At 70.9% G+C, this 18,452-nt stretch carries 16 protein-coding genes; all 16 read right to left on the bottom strand.

Going from position 1 to position 18,452, the window contains the following annotated elements; genetic code table 11:
- Positions 1-6: 6 nt before the first annotated feature.
- The 16 genes from secG to coaE all read right to left on the bottom strand — a co-directional run bounded on the left by secG (position 7) and on the right by coaE (position 18,390).
- Positions 7-252 (bottom strand): preprotein translocase subunit SecG, encoded by a 246-nt coding sequence (gene secG, locus ACFQ9V_RS18065; protein ID WP_179605831.1) that lies wholly within the window; start codon positions 250-252, stop codon positions 7-9.
- A gap of 108 nt (positions 253-360) precedes the next feature.
- A complete protein-coding gene (gene tpiA, locus ACFQ9V_RS18060) occupies positions 361-1,164 on the bottom strand; it encodes a triose-phosphate isomerase (protein WP_382460504.1) in 804 nt (267 codons plus the stop codon).
- The gene (locus ACFQ9V_RS18055) at positions 1,152-2,369 is read right to left on the bottom strand and encodes a phosphoglycerate kinase (protein WP_382460503.1); all 1,218 of its coding nucleotides are present in this window, start codon (positions 2,367-2,369) and stop codon (positions 1,152-1,154) included. The genes tpiA and ACFQ9V_RS18055 overlap by 13 nt, the downstream gene beginning before the upstream one ends.
- Positions 2,370-2,383: 14 nt before the next feature.
- Positions 2,384-3,388, bottom strand: coding sequence for a type I glyceraldehyde-3-phosphate dehydrogenase (gene gap, locus ACFQ9V_RS18050; protein WP_382460502.1), 1,005 nt, complete (start codon positions 3,386-3,388; stop codon positions 2,384-2,386).
- A 102-nt stretch (positions 3,389-3,490) separates the two neighbouring features.
- Entirely contained in the window at positions 3,491-4,117 is a 627-nt protein-coding gene (locus ACFQ9V_RS18045) for a superoxide dismutase (RefSeq protein WP_370053617.1), read from the bottom strand.
- Positions 4,118-4,231: 114 nt separating this feature from the next.
- Positions 4,232-5,212: a DNA-binding protein WhiA gene (gene whiA, locus ACFQ9V_RS18040; protein WP_370053619.1), complete on the bottom strand. Its 981-nt coding sequence runs from the start codon at positions 5,210-5,212 to the stop codon at positions 4,232-4,234.
- A gap of 57 nt (positions 5,213-5,269) precedes the next feature.
- Positions 5,270-6,157: an RNase adapter RapZ gene (gene rapZ, locus ACFQ9V_RS18035; RefSeq protein ID WP_382460501.1), complete on the bottom strand. Its 888-nt coding sequence runs from the start codon at positions 6,155-6,157 to the stop codon at positions 5,270-5,272.
- 116 nt (positions 6,158-6,273) lie between these two features.
- Positions 6,274-8,259, bottom strand: a complete 1,986-nt coding sequence (gene uvrC, locus ACFQ9V_RS18030) for an excinuclease ABC subunit UvrC (RefSeq protein WP_382460500.1) — start codon at positions 8,257-8,259, stop codon at positions 6,274-6,276.
- 9 nt (positions 8,260-8,268) lie between these two features.
- Positions 8,269-11,208, bottom strand: coding sequence for an excinuclease ABC subunit UvrA (gene uvrA, locus ACFQ9V_RS18025; RefSeq protein ID WP_382460499.1), 2,940 nt, complete (start codon positions 11,206-11,208; stop codon positions 8,269-8,271).
- Positions 11,209-11,376: 168 nt separating this feature from the next.
- Positions 11,377-11,937 carry a hypothetical protein gene (locus tag ACFQ9V_RS18020; protein WP_382460498.1) on the bottom strand — a complete coding sequence of 187 codons (561 nt, stop codon included), beginning with the start codon at positions 11,935-11,937 and terminating at the stop codon, positions 11,377-11,379.
- A complete protein-coding gene (locus ACFQ9V_RS18015) occupies positions 11,934-13,262 on the bottom strand; it encodes a DUF58 domain-containing protein (protein ID WP_382460497.1) in 1,329 nt (442 codons plus the stop codon). The genes ACFQ9V_RS18020 and ACFQ9V_RS18015 overlap by 4 nt, the downstream gene beginning before the upstream one ends.
- Complete coding sequence (locus tag ACFQ9V_RS18010) at positions 13,262-14,296, bottom strand: AAA family ATPase (RefSeq protein WP_382460496.1); 1,035 nt, start codon at positions 14,294-14,296, stop codon at positions 13,262-13,264. Before ACFQ9V_RS18010 ends, ACFQ9V_RS18015 begins: the two co-directional genes overlap by 1 nt.
- Positions 14,293-14,877 carry a hypothetical protein gene (locus tag ACFQ9V_RS18005; RefSeq protein ID WP_382460495.1) on the bottom strand — a complete coding sequence of 195 codons (585 nt, stop codon included), beginning with the start codon at positions 14,875-14,877 and terminating at the stop codon, positions 14,293-14,295. The genes ACFQ9V_RS18010 and ACFQ9V_RS18005 overlap by 4 nt, the downstream gene beginning before the upstream one ends.
- Entirely contained in the window at positions 14,874-15,608 is a 735-nt protein-coding gene (locus tag ACFQ9V_RS18000; protein WP_382460494.1) for a DUF4129 domain-containing protein, read from the bottom strand. The genes ACFQ9V_RS18005 and ACFQ9V_RS18000 overlap by 4 nt, the downstream gene beginning before the upstream one ends.
- Positions 15,609-15,666: 58 nt before the next feature.
- Positions 15,667-17,733, bottom strand: a complete 2,067-nt coding sequence (uvrB, locus tag ACFQ9V_RS17995) for an excinuclease ABC subunit UvrB (protein ID WP_382460493.1) — start codon at positions 17,731-17,733, stop codon at positions 15,667-15,669.
- Between the two features lie 60 nt (positions 17,734-17,793).
- On the bottom strand, positions 17,794-18,390 hold the full coding sequence (coaE, locus tag ACFQ9V_RS17990; protein ID WP_382460492.1) for a dephospho-CoA kinase: 597 nt from the start codon (positions 18,388-18,390) through the stop codon (positions 17,794-17,796).
- Between the last annotated feature and the right edge of the window lie 62 nt (positions 18,391-18,452).

Genomic DNA, 18,452 nt, shown 5'->3' with positions numbered 1-18,452 from the left:
CGCCGGTTAGGCGCTGAACTTGGTGATGAGCCCGAGGACGACGATGCAGGTGATCCAGATGAGCCCGAGAATGACGGTGATCCTGTTGAGGTTGCGCTCCGCGACGCCCGACGCGCCCAGGTTGGAGGTGACGCCGCCGCCGAACATGTCGGAGAGGCCGCCGCCGCGTCCCTTGTGCAACAGGATGAGGAGGGTCAGCAGGAGGCTGGTGATCCCCAGCAGGACCTGGAGGATGACCGTGAGAATCTGCACGCTTGACCTTTCGATGCGACCGGGCCCGCGCCCGACAAAACCAACAGCCAGTATAACCGCCGAAGGGCGCGGCGGCTCACCCGACGTTCGGGGAGCCGCCGCGCGCCGTCAGAGTCCGACGTGCTTCTGGTAGCGGATGATGGCCGAGAACTCGGCCACGTCGAGGCTCGCGCCGCCGACGAGCGCGCCGTCGACGTTCGGCTCGCGCATGAAGCCGGCGATGTTGCCGGACTTCACCGAGCCGCCGTAGAGGATGCGCGTCTTGGCCGCGACCTCGGCTCCGAGCTTCTCGACGATGACCGCGCGCAGTGCGGCGGCCACCTGCTCGGCCTGCTCCGGCGTCGCCGCCTGCCCGGACCCGATGGCCCAGACCGGCTCGTACGCGACGACGAAGTCGGCAGCCGAGTCGACGGAGGCCAAAGCGGCGCGGAGCTGAGCGACGGGGACGGCGCTCGCGCCGTGCGTCTCCAGGTCCTCCGCCGTCTCGCCGACGCAGATGATCGGCGCGATGTTGTTCTTGACCGCCTGCGCGACCTTCGCCGCGACCTGCTCGTCCGTCTCGTTGTGCAGCGTGCGCCGCTCCGAGTGCCCGATGATCACGTAGCGCGACTCCAGGGCGGAGAGGAACGACGCCGCGACCTCGCCGGTGTAGGCGCCCGAGTCGTGCTCGGAGACGTCCTGCCCGCCGAACGCGATCGGCAGCTTGTCGGCCGAGATGAGCGTCTGCACGCTGCGCAGGTCGGTGAAGGGCGGGAACACGGCGACCTCGACGGCCGAGTAGTCGTGCCCGGCGTCCTTGAGGGTCCACGCCAGCTTCTGGACGACCGCGATCGCCTGCAGATGGTCGAGGTTCATCTTCCAGTTGCCCGCGATCAGCGGGACCCGCCGCACGGACTCGTTCACTGCTGCCATCCCAGGACCTCCAGACCCGGCAGGTGCTTGCCCTCGAGGAACTCGAGGCTCGCACCGCCACCGGTAGAAATGTGACCGAACTGATCGTCGGCGAAACCGAGCGCGCGCACGGCGGCCGCGGAGTCTCCCCCGCCGACCACGCTGAGGCCGTCGACCTCGGTGAGCGCCTGCGCGATCGCCTTGGTGCCCGCCGCGAACGGCGCCAGCTCGAAGACGCCCATCGGGCCGTTCCAGAACACCGTGCGGGCGCCGCGGATGTACTCCGAGAACAGCTCGCCGGTCTCCGGACCGATGTCGAGGCCGAGCCCGGAGGCGCCCCAGTCGGTGTCCTCGATGCCGTCGATCGGGCGCACCACGTGCTCCGCGTCGGCGCCGAACTTCGAGGCCACCACGACGTCCCGCGGCAGCACGATCTGCACGCCGAGCTCCTCGGCCTTCGCCAGGTAGCCCTTCACGGTGTCGAGCTGGTCGGCCTCCAGCAGGCTGGAGCCCACCGGGTGGCCGAGCGCCGCGAGGAAGGTGAAGAGCATGCCGCCGCCGATGAGCAGCGAGTCCACGCGCGGCAGCAGGTGGCCGATGACGCCGAGCTTGTCGGACACCTTCGAGCCGCCGAGCACGACCGCGTAGGGCCGCTCGGGGTTCTCGGTGAGCCGGTCGAGCACGTTCAGCTCGGCCGCGATGAGCGTGCCGGCGGCGCTGGGAAGCGCCTTCGCGAGCTCGTACACGCTGGCCTGCTTGCGGTGGACCACGCCGAAGCCGTCGGACACGAAGGCGTCGCCGAACGCGGCGAGCTTGGCGGCGAACGCCGTGCGCTCCGCCTCGTCCTTGGCGGTCTCCCCCGGGTTGAACCGGAGGTTCTCCAGCAGGGCGACGTCGCCGTCCTGCAGGCCCGCGACCGCGGCCTCGGCGCCCGCGCCGACGGTGTCCTGCGCGAAGGTCACCGGTTTGCCCAGCAGTTCAGAGAGCCGCTGGGCGACCGGCGCCAGGCTGTACTTCGAGTCGGGCGCGCCCTCAGGGCGGCCCAGGTGGGAGATCACGACCACCTTGGCGCCCTGATTGATCAGGGCGTCCAGGGTGGGAATCGACGCTCGCACGCGGCCGTCGTCCGTGATCTTGCCGTCCTGGAGGGGGACGTTCAGATCACAGCGGACGACGACGCGTTTTCCGGCGAGCGAACCGAGTGAGTCGAGAGTGCGAAGCGTCACGTCGGTTCCGGCCCTTACAGACGCTCGGCGACGTACTCGGTCAGGTCGACCAGACGGTTGGAGTAGCCCCACTCGTTGTCGTACCAGCTCGAGAGCTTGACCTGGTCGCCGAGGACGCGCAGCAGACCGGAGTCGAAGATCGACGAGTGCGGGTCGGAGACGATGTCCGAGGAGACGATCTCGTCCTCGGTGTACTTGAGGATGCCCTTGAGCGGACCCTCGGCGGCCTTCTTGTACGCGGCCTTGACCTCGTCGATGGTGACCGGGCGCGAGGCGGTGACGGTCAGGTCGGTGATCGAGCCGGTGGGGACCGGGACGCGCAGCGCGAAGCCGTCGAGCTTGCCCTTGAGCTCCGGGAGGACCAGGCCGATCGCCTTGGCGGCGCCGGTGGAGGTCGGGACGATGTTGATCGCGGCGGCGCGGGCACGGCGGAGGTCGCTGTGCGGGCCGTCCTGCAGGTTCTGGTCGGCGGTGTAGGCGTGGACCGTGGTCATCAGACCGCGCTCGATGCCGAACTCGTCGTTGAAGACCTTGGCCAGCGGCGCGAGGCAGTTGGTGGTGCACGACGCGTTGGAGATGATGTTGTGCTTCTCCGGGTCGTACAGGTGCTCGTTCACGCCGATGACGAACGTGGCGTCCTCGTCGGTGGCCGGAGCGGAGATGATGACCTTCTTGGCGCCCGCCTCGATGTGCTTCTTGGCGTCGGCGGCCTTGGTGAAGCGTCCGGTGGACTCGATGACGATGTCGACACCCAGCTCGCCCCACGGGAGGTTGGCCGGGTCGCGCTCCTCGAGGACCTTGATCGGCTTGCCGTTGACGACGATGCTGTCGCCCTCCAGCTCCACCGTGGCGTCCAGGCGGCCCGTGATCGAGTCGTACTTGAGCAGGTGGGCGAGCGTCTTGTTGTCGGTGAGGTCGTTCACCGCGACGATCTCGAGGTCGCTGCCCTTGGCGAGGGCCGCGCGCAGGTAGTTGCGACCAATGCGACCGAACCCGTTGATTCCGATCTTTACGGACACAGATGTCTCCCGTTGCTTGATGGGGGGCGCCGGACGGCGCCATGTGGGTGTTGTGGCGGACGGCGGCGTCCCGGGAGGGCTCCCTCCCGGGACGCCCACCCGCTACGACAGTAGCAGCAGACCCGAGGTCTTCTCGCGGGCCTTCACGAACCGGTCGGACACGTCGGCCCAGTTGGTGATGTTCCAGAACGCCTTGACGTAATCCGCCTTAACGTTCACGTAATCGAGGTAGAAGGCGTGCTCCCACATGTCGAGCAGCAGCAGCGGGATGGTGGCCGCCGCGAGGTTGCCCTGGTGGTCGTAGAGCTGCTCGATGATGAGCTTCTGGCCGAGCGAGTCCCACGCGAGGATCGACCAGCCGGAGCCCTGGATGCCGAGCGCCGAGGCGGTGAAGTGGGCGCGGAACTTGTCGTACGAGCCGAAGAACTCGTCGATCGCCGCAGCCAGCTCGCCGGTCGGCTTGTCGCCGCCCTCCGGGGACAGGTTGTTCCAGAAGACGGTGTGGTTGACGTGGCCGGCGAGGTTGAACGCCAGGTCCTTCTGCAGCTTGTTGACGTAGGTCAGATCGTCGGCGTCGCGCGCCTCCTGCAGCTTGGCGATCGCGGTGTTGGCGCCGTCCACGTACGCCTTGTGGTGCTTGTCGTGGTGCAGCTCCATGATCCGGCCGCTGATGTTCGGCTCCAGGGCCGAGTAGTCGTACGGAAGTTCGGCGAGCGTGTAGTCAGCCATTACTCATCTCCACAGTTGTTCTTCTTCGAGACCCGATTCGGGCGACTTCTTCAGTCTAGTAAGGGCAACCCGGCCGGTCTCGGGTTCCTTCCCGGCAGCAGGCCCCTCCGGAAACTACACCTCATCCAGGTCGGCGGGGAGGTTGGCGTCGGTGCCGGGGATGTCGAGGTCCGAGGCCTTCTTGTCGGCCATCGCCAGCAGGCGGCGGATGCGGCCGGCCACGGCGTCCTTCGTCATGGGCGGGTCGGCGTGGTGGCCGAGCTCGTCGAGGCTCGCGTCGCGGTGCGCCAGGCGCAGCTCGCCGGCATAGCGCAGGTGCTCGGGGACGTCGGGGCCGAGGATCTCCAGGGCGCGCTCGACGCGGGAGCAGGCAGCGACGGCGGCCTGCGCGGAGCGGCGCAGGTTGGCGTCGTCGAAGTTGACCAGGCGGTTGGCGGTCGCGCGCACCTCGCGGCGCTGGCGCAGCTCCTCCCAGTTGGCGACGGTCTCCACCGCGCCCATCACCACGAGCATCGCGCTGATCGCCTCGCCGTCGCGGATGACGACGCGGTGCACCCCGCGCACCTCGCGGGCCTTGGCGGACACGCCGAGGCGGCCGGCGGCGCCGACGAGGGCCATCGCGGCCTCGTTGCCGGGGCAGGTCACCTCCAGCGCGGCGGAGCGGCCCGGGTCGGTCAGCGAGCCGTGCGCGAGGAACGCGCCGCGCCAGACGGCGGCGAGCTCGTCACGGGAGCCCGTGGTGAGCCGGTTCGGGAGGCCGCGGATCGGGCGCCGGCGGGCGTCGAGCAGGCCGGTCTGGCGCGCGAGGGTCTCGCCGCCCTCCAGCACGCGCACCAGGTATTGGCTGGCGCGGCGGACGCCGGAGGCCGAGATCACGGACACGTCACTGCGGACGCCGTACAGCTCGGCGAGGTCTTTGCGCACGCGGCGGGCGAGCTCTGGCGTGTCCAGCTCGCTCTCGACCGCGATCCGGCCGCCGATCAGGTGCAGTCCACCCGAGAACCGCAGGATGGTCGCGAGCTCGGCGGCGCGGACGGTCGTCTTGCTGACTTCGACCTTCGTGAGCTCGTCTTTGACGTCGGCGGTGAGAGCCAATCGGATTCCTAACTGTGAAAGACGGCGCGGGTCACGCCGTGAAGTGGGCGGCCGGCATCATTCACGGCCCAGGTCGCGGTGCTTGGTGTTGACCGCGACGCCGGGGAAGCCCCTCAACCTGGTCGCGAGCTCTTCGGCTATCGCGACGGACCGGTGCTTCCCTCCCGTGCAGCCTATCGCGATCATCGCGTGCCGCTTGTTCTCCCGCTGATAGCCGGCGAAGATCGGGCGCATCGCGGCGACGTAGCCGTCGATGAACTCCTCGGCGCCGTCCTGCTGGAGCACGTACTCGCGGACGATCTCGTCCAGCCCGGTGTGCGGGCGCAGCTCGGGGTTCCAGAACGGGTTCGGGAGGAACCGCGCGTCGGCGACCAGGTCGGCGTCGGGCGGGAGGCCGTATTTGAAGCCGAAGCTCATCACGGTCACCTGCACACCGGCGGTGTCCTCCGCCGCGAAGGTGTCGGTGATGTTGGTGGCGAGCTGGTGGATGTTCAGGTCCGTGGTGTCGACGATGATGTCGCTCGCCTCGCGGATCTCGCGCAGCCGGGCGCGCTCCGCGTCGATGCCGTCGAGGATGGTGCCGTTGCCCTGCAGCGGGTGCGGACGGCGCACCTGCTCGAAGCGGCGGATGAGCACGGCGTCGGAGGCCTCCAGGAACAGCACGCGCACCTTGGTGCCCTCGCGCAGGCTCTGGATCATCGACTGCAGGTCTTCGAAGAAGTTGCGGCCGCGCACGTCGACCACCGCCGCGATGCGCGGAAGGCCGGACTCCGCGCGATTGGCCAGCTCGATCAGCGGCCGCAGCATCTGCGGAGGGAGGTTGTCGACCACGTACCAGTCGAGGTCTTCGAGGGCGTTGGCGACCGTCGACCGGCCCGCCCCCGACATCCCGGTGACGATCAGCACTTCCTGCTGCTCGCCGTTCGTGTCGATGTCGGTCGCCACGTGCACTCCCTCTCTGAACCAGGTGCGACCAGCCTACCGACTGACCCGCCGGGCCGAGGCGGTTTCCGGGAACGGTGCGCGTCTGCGCGCACCCCTCCTTCGGGGCGGACGCGCGCTCAGCCGGCGGTGAGGCGCTCGTGGACGGCGGCCGCGGTCGCCGGGCCGACCCCGCGCACCTCCGCGATCTGCTCAGGAGTCGCCTGGCGGAGCTGCGCCACCGAGCCGAAGTGCTTGAGCAGCTCCTTCACGCGCGCCGGACCGAGGCCCGGGATCTCGCCGAGGACGGATGAGATGTCGCGCTTGCGCCGCGCCCGCTGGTAGGTGATCGCGAAGCGGTGCGCCTCGTCGCGGATGCGCTGCACCAGGAAGAGCGCGTCGCTGTTGCGCGGCAGGATGACCGGGAAGTCTGAGTCCGGCTGCCAGATCTCCTCCAGCCGCTTGGCGATGCCGGCGAGCTGGATGCCGGTGACGCCGGACTCGTCCAGCGCGCGCTGCGCGGCGGCGACCTGCGGCTGGCCGCCGTCGACGATGAGGAGGTTCGGCGGGTAGGAGAACTTGCGGCGGCGGCGCTCTGCGGCCTCCGCGATCTCGGCGTCCACGTCGATCTCGGGGTCGTCTCCGTCCGTGGTGGTCCCGGCGTCGACAGTCTCATCCGTCTCCACGCCCGCCGCGTCCTCCCTCAGGTACGCCAGACGGCGCGTGATGACCTGGTAGATCGACTCGGTGTCGTCGGTGGACTCCGGGATGCTGAAGCGGCGGTACTGGTCCTTGCGGGGCAGGCCGTCCTCGAACACCACCATCGAGGCGACGATGTTCGTGCCGCTGAGGTGCGAGACGTCGAAGCACTCCATGCGCAGCGGGGCGTCCGCCATGCCGAGGGCGTCCTGGATGTCGTTGAGCGCCTTGGAGCGCGCCACGAAGTCGGAGCTGCGCCGGGTCTTGTAGAGGATCAGCGCGTTCTTCGCGTTCATCTCCGCGGTCTGCGCGAGCGCGGCCTTGTCGCCGCGCTGGGCGACCCGCAGCTCGACCCGGCCGGTCGACTTCGGGCCGCGGCGCACAGGGCCGGCCTCGTCGGCCTCCACGCGCCGGGCCATCAGCCACTGCTCCAGCTCGGTGGCGTCCTCCGGCAGCTCGGGCACGATGATCTCGCGCGGCGGGGCGTCCGTGCCCTCGTAGGCGTTCTGCAGCACGGTCTCGACCAGCTCGCCGAGCGTGATGTCGAGCTCCTTGTCGACCACCCAGGAGCGGACACCGCGGATGCGGCCGCCGCGGACGATGAACTGCTGCACGGCGGCGGCGAGCTCGTCGTGCGCGATGCCGAAGGCGTCCAGGTCCACGTTGTCCTGCAGGACGACGGCGCTCTTGCCCATCGCCGCCTCCAGCGCGCCGATGGCGTCCCGGTGCCTCGCCGCCGCCTCGTAATCGAGCGTGCTCGCGGCCTGCTTCATCTTGTCGGTGAGGTCGCGGATGTACTTCGTGTCGTTGCCCGCCATGAACGAGACGAAGTCCTCCGCGAGCTCGCGGTGGTCCTCCGGGCTGATCCGGCCGACACAGGGCGCCGCGCACTTGCCGATGTCGCCGAGCAGGCACGGCCTCCCGGTCAGCTCCGCGCGCCGGTAGACGCCATCGGAGCAGCTCCGCACCGGGAACGCCTTCAGCATGAGGTCGACCGTGTCGCGGATCGCCCAGACCTTCGTGTACGGGCCGAAGTAGCGCGCGTCCTTCAGGTTGCGGTTGCGGGTCACCATCACGCGCGGGATGCGCTCACCGAGCGTCACCGCGAGGTACGGGTACGACTTGTCGTCCCGGAACTGCACGTTGAACGGCGGGTTGAACTCCTTGATCCAGGTGTACTCGAGCTGGAGCGCCTCAAACTCGCTGGCGACCACCGTCCACTCGACGCTCGCCGCGGTCGTCACCATGCGGCGGGTGCGCTCGTGGAGGCTGCGCAGCGGCTGGAAGTAGTTGCTCAGCCGCGCGCGGAGGTTCTTCGCCTTGCCGACGTAGAGCACCCGCCGGTTCTTGTCGCGGAACCGGTAGACGCCCGGCTGCGTGGGGATCTCGCCGGCCTTGGGGCGGTAGCCGACCGTGTCCGTACTCACAGCGCGATCCTACGCGGCGCCACGGACACGCTCGCTGCCGAGCGCGCCCTCCCCCTGGAGGAGCTCCTTGAGGAAGTAGCCGGTGTGGCTCCCCGGCGTCTCGGCCACCTGCTCCGGCGTGCCGGTCGCGATGACCTCGCCGCCGCCGGCGCCGCCCTCCGGCCCCATGTCGATGATCCAGTCCGCCGACTTGATGACGTCGAGGTTGTGCTCGATGACGATGACCGTGTTGCCCTTGTCGAGGAGGCCGTTCAGCACCAGCAGGAGCTTGCGGACGTCCTCGAAGTGCAGGCCGGTGGTCGGCTCGTCGAGCACGTAGACGCTGCGGCCGTTGGAACGGCGCTGCAGCTCGGTCGCGAGCTTCACGCGCTGCGCCTCGCCGCCCGACAGGGTGGTGGCGCTCTGGCCGAGCCGCACGTAGCCGAGGCCGACGTCCACGAGCGTCTGCAAGAAGCGGTGGATCGCCGAGATCGGCCGGAAGAACTCCGCCGCCTCGCTGATCGGCATGTCGAGCACCTCGGCGATGTTCTTGCCCTTGTAGTGCACGGTCAGGGTGTCGCGGTTGTACCGCGCTCCGCCGCAAACCTCGCACGCGACGTAGACGTCGGGCAGGAAGTTCATCTCGATCTTGATCGTGCCGTCACCGGAGCACGCCTCGCAGCGCCCGCCCTTGACGTTGAAGCTGAACCGGCCGGGCAGGTACCCGCGGGCCTTGGCCTCCGGGGTCTCGGCGAACAGGGTGCGGATGCGGTCGAACACACCCGTGTAGGTGGCCGGGTTGGAGCGCGGCGTGCGCCCGATCGGCGCCTGGTCGACGTGAACGACCTTGTCGAGGTTCTCCAGGCCCGACACCGTGCGGTGCTTGCCCGGCAGCTTGCGGGCGCCGTTGAGCTTGTTGGCCAGCACGCGGTACAGGATGTCGTTGACCAGTGACGACTTGCCGGAGCCGGAGACTCCGGTGACCGCCACGAACGCGCCGAGCGGGAAGTCGACCGAGACCTTCTTGAGGTTGTTGGCCTCCGCGTCCACCACCCGGAGCACGCGCTTCTTGTCGATCTTGCGGCGCTTCTCGGGGATCGGGATCTCGCGCCGCCCGGCCAGGTAATCGCCGGTCAGCGACTCGGTGTTGGCGAGCAGCTCGTCGTACGACCCGGAGTGCACGACATGTCCGCCGTTGACGCCGGCGCCGGGGCCGATGTCGACGATCCAGTCGGCGGTGCGGATCGTGTCCTCGTCGTGCTCGACCACGATCAGCGTGTTGCCGAGGTCGCGCAGCGCGACGAGCGTGTCGATCAGGCGGCGGTTGTCGCGCTGGTGGAGGCCGATGCTCGGCTCGTCCAGCACGTAGAGCACGCCGGTGAGGCCCGACCCGATCTGCGTCGCGAGCCGGATGCGCTGCGCCTCGCCGCCCGACAGCGTCGCCGCCGCCCGGGCGAGGTCGAGGTAGCTGAGGCCGACCTGGATGAGGAAGTCGAGCCGGATCTTGATCTCGCGCAGCACCTGCGCGCCGATCTTCTGCTCGCGCTCGGTCAGGTGCAGCTTCTCCATGAACGCGCGCGCGTCGGAGAGGCTGAGCAGGGACGCGTCCGCGATGGAGGCGCCGTGGACGAGAACGGAGAGCACCTCGGGCTTCAGCCGCTTGCCCTGGCAGACCGGGCACGGCACCTCGCGGAGGTACTCGGCCCAGCGGGCGCGCTGGGTGTCGGTCTCTGCCTGCGCGTACTGGCGCTCGATGTAGGGCACGACGCCCTCGAAGCCGGACGTGTAGGACATCTCGCGGCCGTAGCGGTTCTTCCACCGCACCTTGACCTCGAAGTTGTCGCCGCGCAGCACGGCCTCGCGGACGTTCTGCGGCAGCTTCTTCCACGGCGTGTTGAGCGAGAAGCCGAGGTCGCGCGCGAGGCCGTCGAGCAGCTTCTCGTAGTAGTTGAAGAGGCCCTTGCCCTGCGTGGTCCACGGGATGATGACGCCCTCGGCGATGCTGAGACTGTCGTCGCCGAGCAGCAGGTCCTCGTCCACCGACATCCGCGTGCCGAGACCGGAGCACTCCGGGCAGGCGCCGAACGGCGCGTTGAACGAGAAGGTGCGGGGCTCGATCTCGGTGAGCTGGATGGGGTGGCCGTTGGGGCAGGACAGCTTCTCGCTGAACGACTGCCACGCCGCCGGGCCCACGCGGTCCACGAAGTTGACCTGCACCAGGCCGTCGGTGAGCCGCAGGGCGGTCTCCAGCGAGTCGGTGAGCCGGCCGAGGATGTCCGGCCCCGCCACGAGGCGGTCGACCACGACGGAGATGTCGTGCTTGACCTGCTTCTTGAGCGTCGGCGGCTCGCTGAGCTGGATCTGCTCGCCGTCCACGAGCGCGCGCGAGTATCCACTCGCGGCGAGCTCCTTGAAGAGGTCGACGAACTCGCCCTTCTTCTGCGAGATGACCGGGCTGACGACCATGTACCGCGTGCCGGCCTCGAGCTCCATGAGCTGGTCGGCGATCTGCTGCACCGTCTGGCGCTGGATCTTCTCGCCGCAGACCGGGCAGTGCGGGACGCCGATGCGCGCCCAGAGCAGGCGCATGTAGTCGTAGATCTCGGTGATAGTGCCGACCGTCGACCGCGGGTTGCGGTTGGTGGACTTCTGGTCGATCGACACCGCGGGGCTCAGACCCTCGATGAAGTCGACGTCCGGCCGGTCGACCTGGCCGAGGAACTGCCGCGCGTAGGCGGAAAGCGACTCCACGTACCTCCGCTGGCCCTCGGCGAAGATCGTGTCGAACGCGAGCGACGACTTGCCCGAGCCGGACAGGCCCGTGAAGACGACCAGGGAGTCGCGCGGGATCTCGAGGTCGATGTTGTGGAGGTTGTGCACCCGCGCGCCGCGCACGCTGAGGTGGGACCCCACGACCTTGCTCGGATTGCCTGCCGAACTCCTGCTACTCAGAGTGCTCACTCGTTCCATTCTCCGCTATTCACCGTCGCCCCACCCACGTGTTCGCCCACCGCGCACCTGCGCGATGCCCCCGCCGGCCAGTTCGAAGCTTTGTTCGATTCTAGCAACCCGGACAGGGTGTGTGCGACCATGCGCGAGCGTACGCCGGACCTCCGACATTCGTACCGGAGGCCGCGCTCACGCCCGCGGCCGGGCGAGCAGGAGCGCCGCCAGGAGGACCACCAGTCCGACGATGGCGCCGCCCGACACCACCGCCAGCCACGGTGCGGACGCCGGCCGGGCCACGAGCAGCAGCACCATCGCGACGGCCTGCACCGGGACCTGGATGAGGATCACCCGCCGCAGCGACGGCAGCAGCACCGCAGGCTGCACCTTGGCGGTCGCGGGCAGCACGAGCATCCACGCCGCGAGGACGTGCAGCACGTGGACGGCTGCGATGACGGCGAGCAGCCGGAGCGTGAGCCTCCCCGGCTCCAGGAGGGTGGAGAACGCGAGCACTGCGATGAGGACCCACGCGACCCGCCAGCGCGGGACGGCGAGGGCGACCGCGGTGAGGAGGACGGCCACGGCGGGCCACGGACCGCTGGGGGCGGTGGTGACGGCGAGCGGGACGGCGACGACGGCGAAGGCGACGCGGAAGGCCCAGGCGGGCACGGTGAAGCCGAGGTCGGGAGCGGGAGCGGCCTGCTCCCCCGTGCCGGTCATCCCAGCCCCGCTCATCCCCGCCGCCCCGCTCATCCCCGCCTCCTAGGCGTCGCCAGCCGCCGCAGCATCGCGTCGCGCTCCGGCGACGTCCACTGCAGCAGCTCCGCTCCCGCCGCCCGCAGCCGGTCCAGGCGCAGCCCGCGCTCCAGGTCCACGATCCGCAGCGCCAGCCGCTCCCTGGCCGGGAGCTCGTCGACGATGCGCGGCGGCAGCACGTCGACCACCACCACCCTGTGTCCCGCCGCGCGCCAGGTGAGCGCCAGGCGCATGGCCTGGTCGTCCAGGAACGTGGACATCACGAACACGACCGCGCCCTGCGCGAGCCGCGGCGCCCGCGCGCGCTCGGTCGCCGACCCGTGCGCGGTGGTCAGCTCGACCGCCCGCAGGACCCGGTGCAGGTGCCGTGCGCCTGCACGCGGCGGCAGCGCACGGCGGGCGTCGGAGAGGTCGTCGAAACCGACCCGGTCGGACGCGGCGGCGTACGCGCCCGCGAGCGAGACCGCGGCCTCCCGCGCGACGTCGAGGGAGGTCGCCCCCGGCCACTGGTACGGCGCCGCCCAGCCGGCGACGGCGCCGGGGACGTCGTCGCGCGCGTCCAGCACGAGCTGCACCGCCGCGTCGGAGGTCGCCGTGGTCCGCCGCACGTACAGCTCGCCCGGGCGCTGCGCGAGCCGGGCGGTCGCCTTCCAGTCGATTCGGCGCAGCCGGTCGCCCGGACGGAAACGGTCGATGTCCCGGAACTCGCCGCCGTCGCCCGGCCGCGCGGACACGTGGCCGCCGGTCAGGCCGAGCAGGCGCGCGGGCAGCGGGAGGCTGCGGATCCGCTGCGCGGCCGGCCGCACCACGCGCTCCGCGACGGCGGGGATGCCGGGGTCGCCCGTCCATGCGGCGTCCGGCCCGATCCCCCGGGCGGCCAGCGACAGGATCCGCTGCGGGCCGGAGTGCGAGACGGCGACGCGGAAGCGCAGCCGGGCGGCCTCCCGCGGCGTCACCACCGCATCCTCGGGTCGGCGGTCGGTCCGGTGGACTCGCACATGCACGCCGTCCACGCTCCCGTCCGCCTCCGCCACCGCGTCGACGTGCACGCGGCCGTCCGGGTCGTCGCCGGCGATGGTCACCCGGGCGCGCGCGGCCGCGGACTGCGGCCGCGACGACCAGCCGAGCAGCGCCGCCATCAGCAGCGGGGCCGCGACCAGCATCAACTCCACCCGCGACAGCACGAACGCAGCGACCAGGCAGACCGCCGCGACGATCGCGGCCGCGGTCACCGCCGGGCTCAGCGCCCACCCGGAACCGCCGGCCTGCGCCTCCGTCCGCTCGCGCGGGCCGGGCATGCGCGCCCGCGACCACAGCGACATCAGTCCGCGGCCTCCCGCTCGCGCGTCCCCACCGCCGGCGGTCCCGCCACCGAGGACACGACCTCCAGGACGACCTGGGTGGCGCTCACGCCGCTGGTCCACGCCTGCACGGTCAGCGTCAGCCTGTGCGCGAGGACCGGCACCGCGACGCGCTTGACGTCGTCGGGGATGACGAAGTCCCGGCCGGCGAGCACCGCCAGCGCCCGGGCGACCAGCAGGAGGCCCTGCGACCCGCGGGGCGAGGCGCCGACCTCCACGGAGCGGTGCCGGCGGGTGGCGGCCGCGAGGCGCACGCAGTAGGCGGCGATGTCGGGATCGACGTCCACGCTCTCCACCCCGGCCTGCATGGCCAGGAGGGTCTCGGCGTCCGTGACCGGCTCGACCGTGGCGACCTCGTGCCGCCGGGCGACGCGGGCCAGCAGCACCTGCGTCTCGCCGTCCGCGTCCGGGTAGCCCACGCCGAGCCGCACCATGAACCGGTCGAGCTGCGCCTCCGGGAGGGCGTAGGTGCCCTCCGACTCGATCGGGTTCGCGGTCGCGACCACGTGGAAGGGCCGAGGCAGAGGGAAGCTGCGCCCCTCCACGGACACCTGCCCTTCGGCCATCGCCTCCAGCAGCGCCGACTGGGTCTTCGGCGAGGTGCGGTTGATCTCGTCCGCCAGGAACAGGCCCGTGAACACCGGCCCGGGCCGGAACTCGAACTCGGCGGTCGACGGCACGTAGACGTACGAGCCGGTGATGTCGGACGGCAGCAGGTCGGGGGTGCATTGCAGCCGCCGGAAGTCCAGGCCGACCGCGCTCGCGATGCTGCGCGCGGCGAGGGTCTTGCCCAAGCCGGGGACGTCCTCGAACAGCACGTGGCCGCCGGCGAGGACGGTGGCGAGCGCGATGTGCAGCGGCTCGCGCATGCCGACGACGACCGACTCGACGCGGTTCAGGACCTCGGCGCCCAGCCGGGCGACCTCGGTGACGGGGAGCGCGGCGGTGGCGGTCGAGGTGGAGGTGGTGGAGGTTGTGGACGTCTCCGGGGTCATGCGGCTCCTGTCGTTTCTGCGTTGAGCGGGTCGGCGGGGCGAGCGCCGGCCGGCAGTTCGATTTCATGTTGCCCGTCCGCCACGGCGCCCGGCACGGCCAACGCCTCCACCCGGGCCAGCGTCTCCAACCGACTCAGCGACGCCGCGAACTCCTTCGGGCGCGGGGCGGCCGCGCTGCCCTTGCGCAGCATGACCGCGGTCCGCTCGCCCAGCAGCCGGACGACCTCCGGCTGGGCGGCCGGGTCGTCGAGCTGCACCCCGTACCGGTCGAGAACCTCGGCGGCGAGCCCGCGGAGGCGGCGGACCGCCTCGGGCGACACCCGTCCGCCGCGCGCGCCGAGCGACCAGCCGAGCTGCACGACGTCCCGCCGCGCGCCCGCGCGCTGCTGCGGCGGCGGGACCGGCCAGGTCACCTCGGCCTGTTCGCCGAGGAGCGACAGCAGGGCGCCGAGCGCGAAGACCACGAACCCGAGTCCGACGGCGTGCGGGCCGTCCATCCCGAAGAACCAGGCCGCCACCCCGACGATCGCGGCCGCGAGCACGCACCCGACCCCGCGCCGGACCATCCGCGCGCGGGTCATCGGAGCGCCCCGCCCGCCGCGGCGGTCCCCCACGAGGCGCGCAACGCCTCGATCGCGGCGCGGGCCGCCTCGACGTCGGTCGCGGTCACGGGCGCGTCGCTGAACCTGGCGCGCAGATAGAGGTCGAGGAGGTCGCCGGCCGCATCGCGATCGGACGCGACCCGGGCGAGGACCCGGCGGACGAACTCCCCCGGCGTCTCGGCCGGGAGCCGGTGGACGCCGCTGTCCGCCGCGCCCTCCTCCAGCCCGAGCCAGGCCCGCTCGATGGCGTCCCGCGGCTCCCGGCCCTCGCCGAGCAGGTCGAGGGCGCGGTCGAGGCCGCGGCGGACGCGTTCGGGTCGCGGTTGCGCGGGCGGCTCCGGCGCGACGGAACCTTCGGTGGAGCCGTCGACATCGCGGTCGAGGCCCGGGTACTCGGAACGCAGCCTCCGCCGCAGGTAGCGGTAGAGCAGGGCAAGCAGGACGACGACGATCAGCGCGATGACCGCGTATGTCACCCAGGTCAGGTCGATGCGGGTCTCGTGCGGGACGTCCTGCGGCGCGGGCGTGCCGGTTGCCTTCTGCTGCTCCCCCGGGTGCGGCTGGAGGTCGGCGGCCGGCGGCGTGAACCGGAGGCCGGTGAAGACGGGGGCGCCCTGAAAGGCGAGCGCGAGGCCGGAGAGCGCGAGCAGGATGCCGGCGGCGGTGACCAATCCCCACCGCTGCCGCGTCCGCGTCGCCTTCGAGTTCACCCTGCCACCGTAGCGCGGAGGTGGTGGGAACGCGGCGGGACTTCCCCGGCTCGCACCCTCAGCCCAGGTGTCCCGCCTTCTCCATCTGCCGCAGGTCCCGCTTCAGATCCGACAGCTCGTCGCGCAGCCGCGCCGCCAGCTCGAACTTCAGCTCTCCCGCCGCGGCGAGCATCTGCCCGTTCAGGTCGGCGATCAGCGACTCCAGCGCGGCCGCGCCCTGGGCCGCGATGCCGCCGTTCCGGAGGTTCGGCGTCGGGCTCTTGCGGCGCTGCTCGCGGCCGGCGAGCATCCGGGCGGTGTCGGCCTCCTCGCGGGCCAGCACGTCGGTGATGTCGGCGATGCGCTTGCGGAGCGGCGTGGGGTCGATGCCGTTGGCGCGGTTGTACTCGATCTGCAACTCGCGGCGGCGGTCGGTCTCCTCGATGGCGTTCTTCATCGAGTCCGTCAGTACATCGGCGTACATGTGCACCTCGCCCGAGACGTTGCGGGCGGCGCGGCCGATGGTCTGGATGAGCGACGTCGACGAGCGGAGGAAGCCCTCCTTGTCGGCGTCGAGGATCGCCACCAGGGACACCTCCGGCAGGTCCAGGCCCTCACGGAGGAGGTTGATGCCGACCAGCACGTCGTAGACGCCCGCGCGCAGCTCGGTGAGCAGCTCGACGCGGCGCAGGGTGTCGACGTCGGAGTGCAGGTAGCGGACCCGCACGCCGGCCTCCGCCAGGAAGTCGGTGAGCTCCTCCGCCATCTTCTTGGTCAGCGTGGTGACCAGGATGCGCTCGTCGCGCTCGACGCGCACGCGGATCTCCTCGAGCAGGTCGTCGATCTGGCCCTTGGTCGGCTTGACCACAATCTGCGGGTCGACCAGGCCGGTCGGGCGGATGATCTGCTCGACGATGCCGTCCGCGATGCCCATCTCGTACTTGCCGGGCGTCGCCGAGAGGTAGACCGTCTGGCCGACGCGGTCCTTGAACTCGTTCCAGCGCAGCGGACGGTTGTCCATCGCGCTCGGCAGGCGGAAGCCGTGCTCGACCAGCGTGCGCTTGCGGGAGGCGTCGCCCTCGTACATGGCGCCGATCTGCGGCACAGTGACATGCGACTCATCGATGACGACGAGGAAGTCGTCGGGGAAGTAGTCGAGCAGGCAGTTCGGCGCCTCGCCGGGCTGCCGGCCGTCGATGTGCCGCGAGTAGTTCTCGATGCCGGAGCAGAAGCCGATCTGCTCCATCATCTCCAGGTCGAACTGGGTGCGCATCCGCAGCCGCTGCGCCTCCAGCAGTTTGCCCTCGCGCTCCAGCTCCTGCAGCCGCTCGCGCAGCTCCTCCTGGATGGTGCCGATGGCGCGCTGCATCGTCGCCGGGCTGGCGGCGTAGTGCGTCGCGGGGAACACCGAGACGGCGTCCATCTTCTGCAGGACCTCGCCGGTGAGCGGGTGCAGCGAGTAGAGCGCCTCGACTTCGTCACCGAACAGCTCGACGCGGACCGCGTGCTCCTCGTACATCGGGATGATCTCGATGGTGTCGCCGCGCACGCGGAACTTGCCACGCGAGAAGTCGACGTCGTTGCGCTCGTACTGCATCGCGACGAAGCGGCGGATGAGCGCGTCACGGCCGACGTTCTGGCCGACCTGGAGGGCGACCATCGCCTCCAGGTACTCCTCTGCGGCGCCGAGGCCGTAGATGCAGGAGACGGTGGAGACCACGACGACATCGCGCCGGCTCAGCAGCGAGTTGGTGGTGGAGTGCCGCAGCCGCTCGACCTCCGCGTTGACCGAGGAGTCCTTCTCGATGAAGGTGTCCGTCTGCGGGACGTACGCCTCCGGCTGGTAGTAGTCGTAGTAGGAGACGAAGTACTCGACGGCGTTGTTGGGCAGCAGCTCGCGAAACTCGTTGGCGAGCTGCGCGGCGAGGGTCTTGTTGTGCGCGAGGACGAGCGTGGGGCGCTGCACCTGCTCGACCAGCCAGGCGGTGGTCGCCGACTTGCCGGTTCCGGTCGCGCCGAGGAGGACGACGTCGGTCTCGCCCGCGTTGATGCGGCCCGCGAGCTCGGCGATGGCCTTGGGCTGGTCGCCGCTCGGCTCGAATTCGCTAATGACCTCGAACGGACGGACGAGACGCGTGGCTTGCATGGGTCCAGTCTAGGAAGGACCAACGACATCGCGGACCCGCTCTCGCTCAGAGCGGAACCGTCAGGACCGCAGGCTCTCCCAGAGCTCGTCCACCTGCTCGCGGGTCCGGTCGAGCGACCCGTCGGTGTCGATCACCACGTCCGCGACCGCCAGCCGCTCCTCGTCGGAGGCCTGCGACCCGATCCGGCGCTCGGCCTCCGACCCGCCCATCCCGCGCAGCCGCACCAGCCGGTCGATGCGCGTGGCGGCGTCCGCGTGCGCGACGACCACCAGGTCGAACGGGTACTCGTTGGCCGACTCGACCAGCAGCGGCACGTCGTAGACGACGATGGCCGCGGGATCGGCGGCGCCCGCGGCCTCGAACCGCGCGGTCGAGGCGGCGAGCACGGCCGGGTGGGTGATCCCGTTGAGCTTCTGGAGGGCGTCCGCGTCGCCGAACACGATCGCGCCGAGCGCGGGCCGGTCGAGGCTGCCGTCCGCGGCGATGACTCCGGGGCCGAAGGTGGCGGCGATCTCCGCCAGCGCGGGAGTGCCCGGCTCGACGACCTCCCGGGCGATGCGGTCGGCGTCCACGACCACGGCGCCGAGCTCCGCGAGCCGGGAGGCGATGGTCGATTTTCCGGAGGCGATCCCGCCCGTGAGTCCGATCAGCTGCACGCCCCGAGCCTATTCCGCCGAGGGGCACGTTGTTGTCACTTCCAGGCCGCGAAAGTGACAAC

It is taken from the genome of Leifsonia sp. NPDC056665 (genome assembly GCF_042791795.1).
Taxonomy (GTDB): Bacteria; Actinomycetota; Actinomycetes; order Actinomycetales; family Microbacteriaceae; genus Leifsonia.
The sequence above is the reverse complement of the archived record's forward strand: the minus strand, read 5'-3'. Positions and strand labels throughout refer to the sequence as shown.

Coding starts and splice junctions, on each gene's coding strand:
- tpiA (WP_382460504.1), bottom strand. CDS start 1,164: ATGGCAGCAGTGAACGAGTCCGTGCGGCGGGTCCCGCTGATCGCGGGC.
- ACFQ9V_RS18045 (WP_370053617.1), bottom strand. CDS start 4,117: ATGGCTGACTACACGCTCGCCGAACTTCCGTACGACTACTCGGCCCTG.
- uvrA (WP_382460499.1), bottom strand. CDS start 11,208: ATGGAACGAGTGAGCACTCTGAGTAGCAGGAGTTCGGCAGGCAATCCG.
- ACFQ9V_RS18020 (WP_382460498.1), bottom strand. CDS start 11,937: ATGAGCGGGGCGGCGGGGATGAGCGGGGCTGGGATGACCGGCACGGGG.
- ACFQ9V_RS18015 (WP_382460497.1), bottom strand. CDS start 13,262: ATGTCGCTGTGGTCGCGGGCGCGCATGCCCGGCCCGCGCGAGCGGACG.
- ACFQ9V_RS18010 (WP_382460496.1), bottom strand. CDS start 14,296: ATGACCCCGGAGACGTCCACAACCTCCACCACCTCCACCTCGACCGCC.
- ACFQ9V_RS18005 (WP_382460495.1), bottom strand. CDS start 14,877: ATGACCCGCGCGCGGATGGTCCGGCGCGGGGTCGGGTGCGTGCTCGCG.
- uvrB (WP_382460493.1), bottom strand. CDS start 17,733: ATGCAAGCCACGCGTCTCGTCCGTCCGTTCGAGGTCATTAGCGAATTC.